This window comes from Brevundimonas sp., from assembly GCF_016463295.1.
Lineage (GTDB): Bacteria > Pseudomonadota > Alphaproteobacteria > Caulobacterales > Caulobacteraceae > Brevundimonas.
This window is the reverse complement of the sequence record NZ_JAEMRO010000002.1, coordinates 156226-169824: the sequence shown is the minus strand read 5'-3', so window position 1 is coordinate 169824 and position 13599 is coordinate 156226. Positions and strand designations below refer to the sequence as shown.

Genomic DNA, 13599 nt, shown 5'->3' with positions numbered 1-13599 from the left:
TATCAGCCGCCGGCGTAGAGACGGCGCTGTGCTTCCCAGTCGAGGGGCATCTCGTGGCGGGTGACCGCCTCCAGCGTCAGGCCGGCCGGCAGGCAGCCGTCGAGGATCGCCGCCTTCAAGTCCGGGGCTAGGAAGGCTGTGCGGATCGTTCGGGCGGCGTAGGCTGCGGTCACACCTTCAGCCTCGGCGATCTGGTTCAGTGTCTTGGCCTGCCCCGTCAGCAGTTGGCGCTTCCAGGCCTCGGCACGGATCAGGGCCGCGCTGAGCGCAGGGTCGGTGGCGCGGTGATGGATCGCGGACTGACCATCCGGCCCGATGGCCACCTTGGCCCCGCCGCGTTTCACAACCCGGACCGGGATGGTCAAAATCCGGTCGGATGCCCGGCGCTCGAGCCGGTCGATCGAGATCCGGTCCTGCGGTCCCAGGTTGCGACTTGCCTGCTCAAGCATCGCCTCATCGAACTGGAGGGTGACGGCGTCGCTCGTGACCTCAACACGGTCGACCAGATTGCGGATCGCGAGCCAGTCCGGTGCCCCCTCGGTCTGGATACAGAGCTTCAACTCGTGCAAGCGAGTGGCCACGATCTCCTCCACGATGTGGGCCGAGATGCGCGGCACGGCGCCCAGGTTCTGACGCCGCCCGGCCTGGATCGGGCTCGAGACATAGTACCGGTAGGTGGTTTTGCCGGGCCGCGCCGCTTTGAGCGGCGTCATGCGATTGCCGGCGGAATCGAAGATGATGCCCTTGAACGGCGCACCCTTCTGAGGCCGCCGCACCTCGCCGGGCTTCCTCGTCTTGAGGTCGTTCTCGGCCAATCGCGCCTGGACCGCATCGAACACGGGCCGATCCACGATGGACGGATGCTGGCCCGGGTAGCTGGTCTTCTTGTGGGGGATTTCTCCAACGTAGGTCCGATTGTGCAGGATGTGGAACAGCGCCCCCCGGTCAATCCTGCGCCCACCCCTCAGCACGCCCGCCTTGGTGGGCCAGCTCTTGGATACGACACCCGCCGCCTCAAGCTCCTGGACGATCTTGTGGGCCGAGCCGACCTCAAGGTAGCGCCTGAAAATCCAGCGCACCGTTTGGGCCTCGGCTTCGTTGATCGTCAGGGTGCGGCCGGCGGCGTCATAGCCCAACGGGAGGTTTCCCCCCATCCACATGCCCAACTTCTTCGACGCCGCGATCTTGTCGCGAATCCGCTCACCCGTGACCTCCCGCTCGAACTGGGCGAAGGACAGCAGGACGTTCAATGTCAGCCGTCCCATGGAGGTGGTGGTGTTGAAGGCCTGGGTGACGCTGACAAAGCTCGCGCCGGCCCGGTCGAGCACATCGACGATGCGTGAGAAGTCGGTCAGGGCGCGGGTCAGTCGGTCAACCTTGTAGACCACCACAACATCGATGAGGCCGGCTTCAACGTCATCGAGCAGACGCCTCAGGCCGGGCCGAGCCATGTTGCCGCCGCTGAACCCGCCATCGTCATAAACATCAGGCAGAAGGGTCCAACCCTCGCCGGCCTGGGACAGCACATAGGCCGCGCAGGCATCGCGCTGCGCATGCAGGGAGTTGTAGTCCTGCTCCAGGCCCTCCTCGGTGCTCTTGCGCGTGTAGATCGCGCAGCGGAGAACGCGTCCTGGCTGGCTCATGCGCCGACCCCATCACGCAGGCCGAAGAACCGAGGCCCGTTCCAACGGACCCCGGTGATCAGGCGCGCCACCTTGGAAAGGCTCGCGTGCTTCTGATCCTTCCAGACGTACCCGTCCGGTCGAACCTCGACCTCGTGGCGCACGCCCTGCCATTCCCGGATCAGGGTCGATCCCGGTTGGAAGGTCGAAGTCCGCAGCCGGGGCTTCTTGCCCGTCCGGTGTTGGCTCGCCGCGCGGGACAGCCGGTTGTCCAGGGCGACCGACTGGCCGCCGACTTCGATCTGGAGCGCTTCAGCCAGAGACCGGCGAAGGACATCGGTCGAGCGCACCGGGGGCGGCTCGCCGAGCCGCTCCCGCCACACCGCACGAAGCGCCTCGATGTCCATGGCCGTGAGGCTGGCCAGCGTTTCGCGCAGGTCGCTCATTACTGAGCCGCCTCAACCGGTGCGGCGATCCGCCAGACCCGCCGCTTACCGGCCTTCTCGCTTAAGACGGCATGGCCCCTCTTCTTCAGCGCGCCAGCCAAGGCGCCGCGGACCGAATGCGCCTGCCAGCCGGTGGCTTCGACCATCGCGGCCATATCGGCTCCGTCCTCGTGCAAGAGGATGGCGATTAGGCGATCGAGCTTGGACGGCGGGCGCGGCGTCGAGGCGGGCTTGGCTTCGGGCTTGGCTTTGCGAGGCATGATCGGTGTTCCTGGGTCATCGAGCGCGGGGTTGCGCCTACTGAGCCGAGCCCGGAGTGCCGGGCGGGAACGGGATCACTACCGCTTGCCGGGCAGCGATAGTCCAGTCCGAAGTGCAGCGAGATCGACACGGCGGGTCATCTGCTGATCTGGCGTGTGAGAACTGCCCGGTCGCTAAACTATGGCGCGAAGGCAACCGGCTTCGTCGGGGCTACCAGTGCCAAGAGCAGACATTAGATTCGCAGGACAAAGTAGACCTCGGACACCGCCTCACATCGGCAGGGATTGCGCCTCGGCAAGGCACCCCGTCGCTCGCCTCTGCGCGACGCGCCTTGCGAGTTACAGCGCTCGACAGCCGCGGAACGGCTCCGGACGTAGATGAAACGAAGGACGATGAACTACGGAGCTCTTACATCACCCGACAGATCGCGAGCGTGCGTTGGTCGATCTACCAAACCTTGCCGGGATTGGAGTTCTCTAGATCATTCCACGCATCGCAGGCGAGGCTAAGAACGTCTTCTGCTTCGATGTTGCTCCAACGGAAATTCACATCCGTCCAAAGGGAATCATAGACGCCGTCTAGGCGATAGCCCCGTTGATAGTCGAGCACGAGCAGGCCGGCCGCGTTCAGGCCCACGGCGTCATCGACAAGAAGACCTTCTCTTGTCAGCACACCGTCCAAAGTGCCTGCGCCTTCAAAGCCCGGCCTCTGATGCACCTGCCAGCCGATACGGCCGAATGCGGTCATGTAGATGAAGCCGCTGAGGCAAGCATCAGCTTCCAAATCGTAAGCGGTCGGAAAGACCGCCGCCGGGCCTTGATCGAAAGACTGGGTCCTGACGAAGACGATGCAGGCGAAGGTGGGGCCGAGCTTGAACTGCGTGGCCTTGAACACATTCTTGCACCGGTCGATGCAGCGTTCAGCGATGAAGCGCAGCGAGTCGGATCGATAGTCCCGGTCGCCCGGCCTGCGCCAAGGCGCCATCTCGCGCGCCGCGAATGCGACCCGTTTGCCACCCTCGATCTGCGATTCCAGATCGATATTGACGTCTAGCGCCGTCTCGCGCGCCAAGTCATGCGTGGCGGCACCGCCCGCGACATCCAGCGTCTTCACCTCGACGTAAAAGGTCAGGGGCGTAGTCCGACCTCGCTGATTATCAACGGCAAGCACACACTCGAAATCCGGCGCAGAAGTCTTGGACTTAACCTTGCGGATGGTCAGGGCCTCGCCGAAGCGTTGGCGCAGGAGGCGCTGAACTAGGGCTTCACCATAGACATCGTACATCGCAGCCGCCTGGATCGAGGTCAGGAGCGTTCGGCCCTTCAGATGGCTTAGGGCTTCGTTGACGATCGCCGCGGTGTCGGGGTTGCTGACGGAGTCGTCCTCGATCTGCCGCAAGATACCGACATCCACGGCATCCAGGTTGTGATCGCTCGTGATGCCGGCCGCATAGCCTTGATGGCGCCGCACCGCGGTGATCCAAGGGTACGCTTGCTCCACCGCGTTATCCAAGGCCTCCAAAAAGGCTCGCATGGCATCAGGGGTTGGATCGGCGTCGAGCGCATCTTCGATCTTCTGGACCAAGGGTTGGAGAGTCGGGTCGACTCTTAGCCGCGTTGCGACTGCCCTTAGCCATGCTCCTCGCTCAGGATCGACGAAGAGTTCACGCCGACCGGAGGTCGCCGCCCTCCATCCATCGAGCTTCGCGTCGAGGGCTGTAGGCGCCAGGCCTTCGGCGAAGTCCGTCTTGGCGAAGACGCTCATGTCCTATCGATCCTCAGTGTTTTCGTAAGCCAGCGGCATCAGCTAGACCGCGCACGAACGTCGCTAGCGCTGACAGGGGCGGAGCGGTCTCCTCGACCCACTCCGGCCTTGGGGCCGACCCTTCGCATAGCGAAGCCGAGGTCCCAAGCTGCGGCGTGCGGCCGACCAGCATGTTGAGGAACCCGGCCATGCTTCGTTCGCCTGTTTTCGCCCAAGGAGAAGGCCGATAATCGGATATGACCACCACGGCACAGTTGCCTCGCGGCTTCGGGGCACCACCGAGCGACTGATCCCGCGAAAAGCGGCCAATCTTCCCGGCTCACAGTCGCGAAGTTCCCGGAATAGGCAAGGGCGAAGTTACCAAGGCCGGTCCAATCAAGGCGATGGGCGCAAGTCAGTTATGGCGTTGATGCCGTAAGGTAGTACAACCATCAACGCTATAACTCTCATCGGAATTGCGCCTGCCTAGAGCAGTCCGCTGAAGTTCAGCTAAGAGGCGCAGGGGCTATTGACCTGGGCCGAAGAGAGGAGACGAATTTGACACCGTGCGACGACGATTTCGACCAAGCGAAATTCGAGCAAGGGTTTTACGCGATGGTAGGCCGGTGTCTCACCGCATGGGCACCGATCGAACGTCACCTATTTACGCTCTGCGATTTTGCGCTCGGATCAGACATACGTCGCACCGCGATAGTCTTCTACAGGACACCTAATATAGAAGCGCGCCTCACACTAGCTGATGAATTACTACAGTCTCGCTTTCCGCCGACGACAAGCGGCCAACACAAAAGCCCAATCCAGAAGCAATGGACACACATTCTTAAGCGAGTCCGCCAACAACTCAAAACTCGGAATGTTATCGCTCATCAGCCCGTGCTTATGGGAATTGGCATGTCGATCACGGAGATTCCTGGGCAATCGAAACAAATCAGATCGTTGCCGTTTCAAATGGGAGTTTTCCGTACTCCTGAAGAACAACTGCGGGACCGTTCCCACGATGTGTACAAGGTTCACGACCACGAACTACCGGCTCACCTCGCTGAACTGGAGGAGTTGGCGACCACACTCACGGCCTTTGTCGACGAGTTCATAGAGAACGCCCCGACGCCGGCTGAGATCGCGGACACGCTGATCGAAACGTCCCCGGACGGCGTTACTAGAGCGATCGTTTTGCGAGGTCATCGGAACAGGAAGCGCGACCAAGGTGGATGAAATGTCGCGGTTGCCTGAGCGCGCTCAACTCAGCGCTCTTTACCTCAAGAGAAATTCAGAACGCGGGCACCGCCGCTTGCCGTCCTAGCCGTCATTCCCTGTATGCATTGACCTTTAAGGCCCCGTGCCACTTGCGCTCGGTCTGAGACTCCCCAACTGACCTGACGTCGACGCTTCGCGCCGATGGAAGCGCTGGGCAGCCCGTGTCGCCAGCCGAAGTGCTTCACCAGTCCCCCCACATCCGCGGCCGCAATAACGCGCCCCGCCAGTCGATACATGCAGGTGAACTATGCCCCCGGGTATGGCCCGCGCGAGCCAGATCGCGCCCATTCTTCCCCAGTCTCTCACTCTCTCCATCGAATACTTGCCGATCGCAGACCTCGCCCCCCTGTCGCGCAAGCTCAAGATCCACAAGAAGAAGGACGTCGCCGCGCTAGCCGAGGCGATCGAGCTTTTCGGCTTTGTCGTTCCAGTGCTGGTCGACCAAGCCGGCCGGATCGTTTCCGGCAACGGCCGCCTAGACGCCGCTCGTAGCTTGGGCATGACTGACGTCCCCTGCATCCGCTTGTCCCACCTCGACGAGGACAAGCTGCGGGTCTTCCGTATCGCCGAGAACAACCTTGCGCAGTTGGCGGGATGGGACACTGAAGCCCTCGGCCTCGAACTGCAGGAGCTATCCAACATCGATCTGGGTTTCAGCCTGGAGGTCACGGGTTTCACGTCAGCGCGGATCGATGCGCTCATAATCGAGGGGGACGGCGGCGGCGAGAACGCAGACACCCTGCCGGATCGCCCTTCTGACCCCGTCAGTCGTCTGGATGACGTCTGGCTGTTGGGAGACCACCGCCTCTACTGCGGCGACGCGACCTCCACAGTCAGCATGGACGCCGTCCTCCAGGGAGAGCCAGTCCGGGCAATCTTCACAGACCCACCCTACAATGTCGCGGTCGCAGGCCACATCACCGGCTCTGGGCATCATGACGAGTTCGTTATGGCGTCGGGTGAGATGAGCCAGGACGAGTTCACCGCCTTCCTGACCAAGGTGCTTGAGCGATCCCGGGACGCGCTCGTCCCCGGCGGCCTTTGCTACTTCTGCATGGACTGGCGCCACATGTCGGAAACGCTCGCGGCGGCCGACGCAACCGGCATGGAGTTTGTGAACCTCCTGGTATGGGACAAGACCGCCGGCGGTATGGGCAGCTTCTACCGCTCTCGCCACGAGCTCATCTTCCTGTTCCGAAAGCCGGGCGCGTCGCACCTGAACCGGGTCGAGTTGGGCAAGCACGGTCGCAATCGCTCCAATGTCTGGGCCTATGACGGGGTCAACGGCTTCGGAGCCAAGAAGGCCAAGGCCCGCGAGATGCATCCCACGGTCAAGCCGATGGCGCTGGTGCGCGACGCGCTCCTCGACTGCAGCGGTCCGGGCGACGTCGTGCTGGATCTGTTCAGCGGCAGCGGCACGACCCTCATCGCCGCCGAGCAGAGCCGGCGCCGCGGCCGGGCGACCGAGCTTGACCCCCGGTACGTCGATGTCGGGGTCATCCGCTGGCAGGACTACACTGGTCAGGAGGCCCGCCTTGCGTCCACAGGACAAACCTTCCGCGAGGTTCGCGAATGCCGTCGGCAGGAAGTGCATGCCATCGCGCCCCTTACCTCACCGATGGCGATGCCCGAGGCCCGCGTTCGCACCCGCACCCGTCCGGCGACGCCGGTCGCCTTGGCGGCTGATGCATGACCACTCCCGCTCCCTCCTACGAGGTTGGCTACGGCCGGCCGCCGTCGCACAGCCAATTTAAGAGCGGCCAGTCGGGTAACCCGCGGGGCCGCCCGCCCGGCTCGAAGAACCTTCAGACCATTCTGCGCGAAGAACTCGACCAAAAGGTCCAGGTCACTGAGAACGGCCGGCCCAAGCTGATGACCAAACGCCGGGTCGCGGTTCGGCAGCAGGTCGATAAGGCCGTGAAAGGCGACCCCAAGGCATTCAGTGTGCTGGTGAAGCTCGACATCGACCCTGGCCGGTCGACAACTAGTCCCCACAGTCCGGATGCGGGGCTCCCGAGCGAGATCCCGCCCGCCGCCTACGACGACGTGGTCAGCAGCTTCTTGGAGCAGTTTCAGGATCGCGCGGGAGGGTCTGATGACGGCATTGCCTCTTCCGACTGAGGACTTCGTCCACACGGTTGCGCGGACCAACTTCGAGGTCTTCCTCGGGCTGGTGTTCCATCACCTGAACCCGTCCAAGCCATTGTCGCGCGGTTGGTACCTCCAAGCCATGGCGCAGGCGCTGATGGAGGTGGCCGACGGTGAGAGCCGACGGCTGCAGATCACCGTCCCGCCCCGGCACCTGAAGTCTGTGATGACGACAGTGGCCTTCCCGGCTTGGCAGATGGGCCAGAGGCCAGACATGCGTATCATCTGCACCAGCTACAGCCAGGATCTGTCTTCCAAGCTGGCGCGGGACTTCCGCAAGGTGATGCAATCCAACTGGTATGCGGCGGTCTTTCCGGAGACCGCCGCTTCGGTCGTTCGGGACACCGAAAACGACTTCGGCACGCGCCAGGGCGGCTACCGGTTCTCCACAGCGCTGGGCGGCACGGTGACCGGCTTGGGGGCCGACCTGATCATTATCGACGACCTTATGAAGGCGCAGGACGCCCGCTATCCCGAGGCCCGCCTGCGCGCCCAACGATTCGTCGATGAGACCCTGCTGTCGCGCCTTGACGACAAAGCGAAGGGCGCTGTGATCGCGATCCAGCAGCGCCTGCACGAGGATGACGTCTGCGCCCACCTGATGGGTAAGGGCGGCTATCGTCATCTCAACCTGCCGGCCATCGCCGTCCGCGACGAAATCATCCCCCTGACCCTCGGCCGGCGGCACGCCCGCCGTATCGGCGACCTGCTTAACCCCCGACGGGAGTCCCAGGACACGCTGGACCGGCTGCGGGCGGAGATGGGTCCACGCGCCTTCGAAGCTCAGTACCAGCAAAACCCAACGCCCACCGAGGGTGACTACCTGCGTTGGGAAAAGGTGCAGTTCTACGATCGCGTTCCCGAGCGGGAACGGTTGCAAAACGTCGTCATCAGCTGGGATCCGGCCTCATCCAGCGACCCGAAGGCGGATTATTCTGTCGGCACGGTTTGGGGCCACGATGGCACCGCCTGGTTGCTCCTCGAAGTGATCCGCGAGCGGCTGACCTATACGGATCTGCTCGCTCGGGTTCGGATGGAACGGCGGCGCTGGAAGGCGGACCGCATCCTCATCGAGAACGCATCCGTCGGGCATGGTCTCTTCTCGGATCTCAAACGGGATATGCGGGGCCTGAGCGAAGCGATGCATTGCAGCCCCGGCTGTGCGCCGATCTTGATCCGGCCGGACGGATCCAAGCAGGATCGGTTCTTCACCTCGGTCGAACGCCTCTACAATGGCTTCGCCCAGCTTCCCCGAGAAGCGCCGTGGCTCGACGACCTCCGCCATGAACTCATCAGCTTCCCCGACGGCCGAAACGACGACCAGGTCGACAGCATCAGCCAGTTTCTAAACTGGGCGGTGGGTCGCGGGGGGCGCACGACGCTACTGGGCCGGGAAGCCCGACGCGATGGACCTCGGCCGAAATAGTACTCCAGGTCTTGTTCACACGCTCCACGCTGCCGGCCCGGGTCGAAACTATCCCCGCACAGTCGCTGACATCCACTTCGCTTGTGCGGCATTGGCTTTTTCCGGGTCTGGGCAAGCTGCGAATTTGGCTAAGAAATCGAACTTTCGTTCAACTTTCGACTGGCCTTTGCGCCATTTGGATGGAAAAACTGCGCGACGTTGAGTGCAGAACATGCAAAAAACTGCGCCTCCCAGCAGCGCAATATCGGGCAAAAACTGTGACCCTTGTGATCTCGAACTGCAGCAAGCGAAAGCGAGTGCCGGTCGATTCTGCGCTGCAGGCAAGAGACCTTCCGATGGGCTCGACTGAGGCGGTCGCATCAGCTTGGGCAACACGCATCCGCGCGGCCGCCGTCACAGGTCGGGCTGATGACCTCTACGGTGGCCGCGCCTTCGTTGAGGCCCGGAGAGCGGCCAGGGAATCGGGGGGCAAGCTAGCCATTGTGTCCGCGGGCCTGGGCCTCATCGATGGTCATGCTTCAGTCCCAGCCTATGGGCTGACTACGATTTCCAAAGACGCGGACAATGTCCTTTCCAAGACGGCCGAGAGTGCGCCAGACTGGTGGGACGCCCTTGGACGCTTGTCTCCCTTCCAGAGTCAGGCGCTCGAGAGTGAGCAAGGGCTGATCCTCGCCGCCCTGCCCGGTCCGTACCTTGCCATGGTCGCTGACGCTTGGGCGCTTTGGCCTGCTGAGCGTTTGGCGCGGCTGCGCCTCTTCTGCAGGGCAAGACCTGACTCCCTGCCGACTGCTCTGAGGGACGCCTGGATGCCTTACGACGACCGCCTCGACTCGATCGCGGTTAATCTGCGAGGCACGAAGATAGATTTCGCCCAGCGTGCGGCCAGGCATTTCGTCACGGGGATCATCGGCGGCGGTTCTGCCAAGCAGGATCGGGACGCCGTTCTTGCGGCCCAGCAGGGTCTCGTCGCCCGAGTAGTTCCTGTGCGGATCCGGTTAACCGACGCCGAAATCGTGACTACAATCGAGGCCCACTGGGATGCTGTGAACGGTCGGTCCCACGCCATGCTGCGCCGACTGCGAGACGATCTGGGTTTGGCGTGCGAACAGAGCCGGTTCAAAGGGCTGTTCCGGGCCGTCGCCGATCGGCGTGCTCGCGGGAGCCTTCTATGAAAGCTCCCAAAATCTCCGTTCGCGCCCTGCGCACCCATCAAGGCCCGGATATCGAGGTGTTCGCCTTTTTCCTCCCTGGCGATCAAGTCACTCAGGTCGCCGATATCACCCGACTTCGGCGCGGCGACGGGCAGTTGGACGGATTCCAGCGCAAGGAGATTCGCGCGCACGTCTCGGAGATCGCGGACTTCCTAAGCCAAGGCCCGGTACTCTTCCCGAACGCCATTATCCTGGCCCTGTCGCCACAGGTTCGCTTCAAGCTGTCGCGAGGCCCCGCCTCTGCGGACGAGGCTGTCCGGAGCGGAGAGCTCGAGATTCCCGTCCGACCGGAAGGACAACGCGCTGCCTGGATCGTCGATGGCCAACAGAGGTCGCTGGCCTTGGCTCGCTCGAAGCAGCGAGACCAACTCGTCCCGGTCATCGCTTTTGTCTCGGGCGACCTTGAGACCCAACGCTCCCAGTTCATCCTCGTGAACAAAGCCAAACCGCTCCCGTCACGCCTCATCGACGAACTCCTCCCGTCAATGTCGATTGCCCTCCCCAAGGCGTTGAAGGCCCGCCAACTTCCCAGCGCTCTGTGCGCTGCCCTGAGCGATCATCCCGACTCGCCCTTGCAAGGTATGGTCAAGCGCGAGTCTCAAGGACCCCGCTCATCCGCAGTCATCATCGATACAGCCCTCACCACGGCCATCGCCGCCAACTTGCGGCCGGCCGGCGCGCTCGGCGCCTATGATCCGGACAGCGGACTGGATGCCGCCTTTCAAGCTCTATGCCTCTACTGGGCCGCGGTGCGCGATGCCTTCCCCGAGGCGTGGGGTCGATCCTCCAGTGACAGCCGGCTGATGCACTCTGCGGGCATCCAGGCCATGGGCGCCCTGATGGATCCGATCTGGACCCGAGCCGACGCCAGCGAAAACCCCGCTGCTGAGGTCGCGGCCGCGCTCGCTCGTATCGCTCCGCGCTGTCGTTGGACCGAGGGCTGCTGGGACGATCTGGGTTGGGCCTGGGATGACATTCAAGCGACAAGCAAACACATCAAGGGCCTGAGCGAGCATCTGCTGAGACTTGACCGAGAACTGTCGAGGCCTGCACGGTGAAGTTCATATTCGCAGACAGCCTGGATTTCGTGGATCCCGGCTACGACTTCATCAGAGATCGGAACGCGCCAGGCCGGAAGCCCTACTGGGATGATGCCTATCCGCATGAAATCCTCGGCTACGCGCCCTATCACGGGATGCTGGTTTCGCGCGGCATCGTCGGCGACGGGCCGGTGAAGGGAAAATATACCGAGGCTCAGGCCATGCGGTTCAGGCGGGTGGGTGCTCGCGAATTCTTGCGTCTCAATACTCCGGAATTCGCCAACCTCGCACTCTTCGGCGACTGCGGAGCCTTCACCTATGTCAAGGACGACAAGCCCCCCTACACGCCCGCTGACACGATGGAGTTCTACGACGAGTGCGGCTTCACGCATGGGTGTTCAGTCGACCACATCATCTTTGACTTCGACGAGACCGTGGAAGGGATGGAGGGCGGGAGCGCTGAGGCGCTCCGGCGGTTTGACATCACGCTCGAGAACGCCGCCGACTTCCTCAAGGAGGCAAGCCACGCCGGGCGCTTCACGCCCATGGGAGTTATCCAGGGCTGGTCGCCGTCCAGCATGGCCGAGGCCGCGCGTCGGCTGGTGGCCATGGGCTATGACTACCTCGCTATCGGCGGAATGGTTCCCCTGAAATCAGATCAGATCAAACGCTGCCTCGTGGCAATCCGCGCCGCCATCCCGGCTTCCACACGCTTGCATATCCTGGGCTTCGCCAAGGCCGACGACATCCACGAGTTCGCTTCGTTCAACGTGACCAGCATCGACACGACGTCGCCCCTGCTGCGCGCCTTCAAGGACGACAAACAGAACTATTGGCTCGGAGATGGTCCCAAACTCACCTACTACACGGCCATCCGCGTACCTCAGGCGATCGAAAATCCGCGACTACAGCGGCACGTACGCCAAGGGGATTTCAAGGCAGAAGAGCTGACGCGGATGGAAACCAGCGCCTTGGCGGCTCTACGAGCCTATGACCATGACGACCTCGACCTGGAGGGCGTGCTCGAGACGGTGCTCACCTACAATGCTGTCCTCGCGACCGGGCAGGCCTACGAACATGTCCGCAGCAATCCCACGATGGAAAAACTGCGTGGGCGCTATCGCACCACCTTGGCCGATAAGCCTTGGCGTCACTGCGCTTGCACCATCTGCAAGGATGTTGGCATCGAGGTGATGATCTTCCGCGCCAGCAACCGCAACAAGCGTCGAGGCATCCACAATCTCGCAGCTTTCAAGACCGTGGTGGACAGCCTCCCATCAAACAAAGATCAGAACCCATGACGACACTGACCTTCCTCGCGGCCCGAGCACGCCAGAGTCCCGAGCACGATGTCCTGACGTTTGCAGCCACGGCCGATCAGGTGCTGTCTTTCGCCGAAATTGATCGGGTCGGTCGCGATGACGCCGGAACGTTGCGCGGCTTCCAGCGCCCTCAGATCGCCGGCCATATCCGCGAGATCCGCGACTATCTCGAAACGGGTGCCGCCGTGCTGCCCAACGCGATCGTGGTCGCGTTCATTGAGGGGGTATTGCTCGAGGATCTGGGCGACGGCATCTGCCGCGTAAGCATCGACCTGTCGAAAGGTGCCAGAGGCCTCGTTGTGGATGGTCAGCAACGCCTCACGGCGCTCAGTCTATCGGCCCGCAAGGATTTCCAGTTGTTCGTGTCGCTGCTCGTTTGTCGCGACGAAGCCGAACTCCGGCGTCAGTTTGTCCTGATCAACAACACTCGACCCCTGCCCAAATCGCTGATTTACGAGCTGCTGCCAACGGTCGACGGCCTGCCCGATCGCATGCAGAGCCGCGCGTTGGCTGCCCAACTGACGGAGCGCCTCAACTTCAGTCCGGCCTCCTCACTGAAGGGCCAGATCTATCAACACACCAACCCTTCCGGCGTCCTAAAAGATACCTCGATCCAGAAGGTGTTGATGAACTCACTGAGCGACGGCGTGATGCGCCTGCTGGTACTCGAAGCCAACGGCCAGAGAAAGTGCTTCGATCTCATCAGCGAGTTCTTCAAAGCCGTGCAGATGGTGTTCCCCGAGGACTGGTGGGGTCACAAACCCGCCACCTCCCGCCTAGTCCACGGGGCCGGGATCCAAGCCATGGGCTTTGTCATGGAAACGCTGGCGACGCTGGATAACGCCCGGACATGGAGCGAATTCGCCAAAGGATTGGCCAGCCTCGAAGGGCGCACGGCCTGGACTTCGGGATCGTGGGACTTCGGTAACGGCGACGTTCGCCATTGGAAGGCGGTCAATGTCACGAGCAGCGACGTCGCGCTTCTGACCAAACATGTGGAGGGCATCGTCCGCCGTGATCTGCGGGCGCGACGCGCGGGGGCAGCCGACGCCGAAGTGCCGCAACCCGCGCTCCTCTAACCACCCGACTCATGATCTTCTCGGCG

Annotated in this window: 12 protein-coding genes; 8 read left to right on the top strand and 4 right to left on the bottom strand. The window is 62.8% G+C overall.

Features of this window, described 5'->3' with window-relative positions:
- Positions 1-2 precede the first annotated feature (2 nt).
- The 4 genes from JHC81_RS01910 to JHC81_RS01895 form a co-directional block, all read right to left on the bottom strand.
- Positions 3-1643, bottom strand: a complete 1641-nt coding sequence (locus tag JHC81_RS01910) for a recombinase family protein (RefSeq protein ID WP_292169886.1) — start codon at positions 1641-1643, stop codon at positions 3-5.
- Positions 1640-2068 (bottom strand): DUF2924 domain-containing protein, encoded by a 429-nt coding sequence (locus JHC81_RS01905; protein WP_292169883.1) that lies wholly within the window; start codon positions 2066-2068, stop codon positions 1640-1642. Before JHC81_RS01905 ends, JHC81_RS01910 begins: the two co-directional genes overlap by 4 nt.
- Positions 2068-2328, bottom strand: a complete 261-nt coding sequence (locus tag JHC81_RS01900) for a DUF3489 domain-containing protein (RefSeq protein WP_292169880.1) — start codon at positions 2326-2328, stop codon at positions 2068-2070. The genes JHC81_RS01905 and JHC81_RS01900 overlap by 1 nt, the downstream gene beginning before the upstream one ends.
- A 448-nt stretch (positions 2329-2776) precedes the next feature.
- Positions 2777-4093, bottom strand: a complete 1317-nt coding sequence (locus JHC81_RS01895; protein ID WP_292169878.1) for a hypothetical protein — start codon at positions 4091-4093, stop codon at positions 2777-2779.
- Between the two features lie 891 nt (positions 4094-4984).
- Between JHC81_RS01895 and JHC81_RS01890 the strand changes: the two genes are divergently transcribed.
- The 8 genes from JHC81_RS01890 to dbpB (JHC81_RS01855) all read left to right on the top strand — a co-directional run bounded on the left by JHC81_RS01890 (position 4985) and on the right by dbpB (JHC81_RS01855) (position 13573).
- Positions 4985-5305: a hypothetical protein gene (locus JHC81_RS01890; RefSeq protein WP_292169875.1), complete on the top strand. Its 321-nt coding sequence runs from the start codon at positions 4985-4987 to the stop codon at positions 5303-5305.
- Between the two features lie 301 nt (positions 5306-5606).
- Positions 5607-7040 carry a DNA methyltransferase gene (locus tag JHC81_RS01885; RefSeq protein ID WP_292169873.1) on the top strand — a complete coding sequence of 478 codons (1434 nt, stop codon included), beginning with the start codon at positions 5607-5609 and terminating at the stop codon, positions 7038-7040.
- Positions 7037-7468, top strand: coding sequence for a DUF5681 domain-containing protein (locus tag JHC81_RS01880; RefSeq protein WP_292169871.1), 432 nt, complete (start codon positions 7037-7039; stop codon positions 7466-7468). The genes JHC81_RS01885 and JHC81_RS01880 overlap by 4 nt, the downstream gene beginning before the upstream one ends.
- Entirely contained in the window at positions 7443-8921 is a 1479-nt protein-coding gene (locus JHC81_RS01875; protein ID WP_292169869.1) for a hypothetical protein, read from the top strand. Before JHC81_RS01880 ends, JHC81_RS01875 begins: the two co-directional genes overlap by 26 nt.
- Positions 8922-9100: 179 nt before the next feature.
- Positions 9101-10093 carry a hypothetical protein gene (locus JHC81_RS01870; RefSeq protein WP_292169868.1) on the top strand — a complete coding sequence of 331 codons (993 nt, stop codon included), beginning with the start codon at positions 9101-9103 and terminating at the stop codon, positions 10091-10093.
- On the top strand, positions 10090-11190 hold the full coding sequence (gene dbpB / locus JHC81_RS01865; protein ID WP_292169867.1) for a DGQHR domain-containing protein DpdB: 1101 nt from the start codon (positions 10090-10092) through the stop codon (positions 11188-11190). The genes JHC81_RS01870 and dbpB (JHC81_RS01865) overlap by 4 nt, the downstream gene beginning before the upstream one ends.
- Positions 11187-12473 (top strand): tRNA-guanine transglycosylase DpdA, encoded by a 1287-nt coding sequence (gene dpdA, locus JHC81_RS01860; protein ID WP_292169865.1) that lies wholly within the window; start codon positions 11187-11189, stop codon positions 12471-12473. The genes dbpB (JHC81_RS01865) and dpdA overlap by 4 nt, the downstream gene beginning before the upstream one ends.
- The gene (dbpB, locus tag JHC81_RS01855; protein ID WP_292169864.1) at positions 12470-13573 is read left to right on the top strand and encodes a DGQHR domain-containing protein DpdB; all 1104 of its coding nucleotides are present in this window, start codon (positions 12470-12472) and stop codon (positions 13571-13573) included. The genes dpdA and dbpB (JHC81_RS01855) overlap by 4 nt, the downstream gene beginning before the upstream one ends.
- The last annotated feature ends 26 nt before the right edge of the window (positions 13574-13599 follow it).

Coding starts and splice junctions, on each gene's coding strand:
- dbpB (WP_292169867.1), top strand. CDS start 10,090: ATGAAAGCTCCCAAAATCTCCGTTCGCGCCCTGCGCACCCATCAAGGC.
- JHC81_RS01905 (WP_292169883.1), bottom strand. CDS start 2,068: ATGAGCGACCTGCGCGAAACGCTGGCCAGCCTCACGGCCATGGACATC.
- dbpB (WP_292169864.1), top strand. CDS start 12,470: ATGACGACACTGACCTTCCTCGCGGCCCGAGCACGCCAGAGTCCCGAG.
- JHC81_RS01910 (WP_292169886.1), bottom strand. CDS start 1,643: ATGAGCCAGCCAGGACGCGTTCTCCGCTGCGCGATCTACACGCGCAAG.
- JHC81_RS01895 (WP_292169878.1), bottom strand. CDS start 4,093: ATGAGCGTCTTCGCCAAGACGGACTTCGCCGAAGGCCTGGCGCCTACA.
- JHC81_RS01880 (WP_292169871.1), top strand. CDS start 7,037: ATGACCACTCCCGCTCCCTCCTACGAGGTTGGCTACGGCCGGCCGCCG.
- JHC81_RS01875 (WP_292169869.1), top strand. CDS start 7,443: ATGACGGCATTGCCTCTTCCGACTGAGGACTTCGTCCACACGGTTGCG.
- JHC81_RS01900 (WP_292169880.1), bottom strand. CDS start 2,328: ATGCCTCGCAAAGCCAAGCCCGAAGCCAAGCCCGCCTCGACGCCGCGC.
- JHC81_RS01870 (WP_292169868.1), top strand. CDS start 9,101: ATGGAAAAACTGCGCGACGTTGAGTGCAGAACATGCAAAAAACTGCGC.
- JHC81_RS01890 (WP_292169875.1), top strand. CDS start 4,985: ATGTCGATCACGGAGATTCCTGGGCAATCGAAACAAATCAGATCGTTG.
- JHC81_RS01885 (WP_292169873.1), top strand. CDS start 5,607: ATGGCCCGCGCGAGCCAGATCGCGCCCATTCTTCCCCAGTCTCTCACT.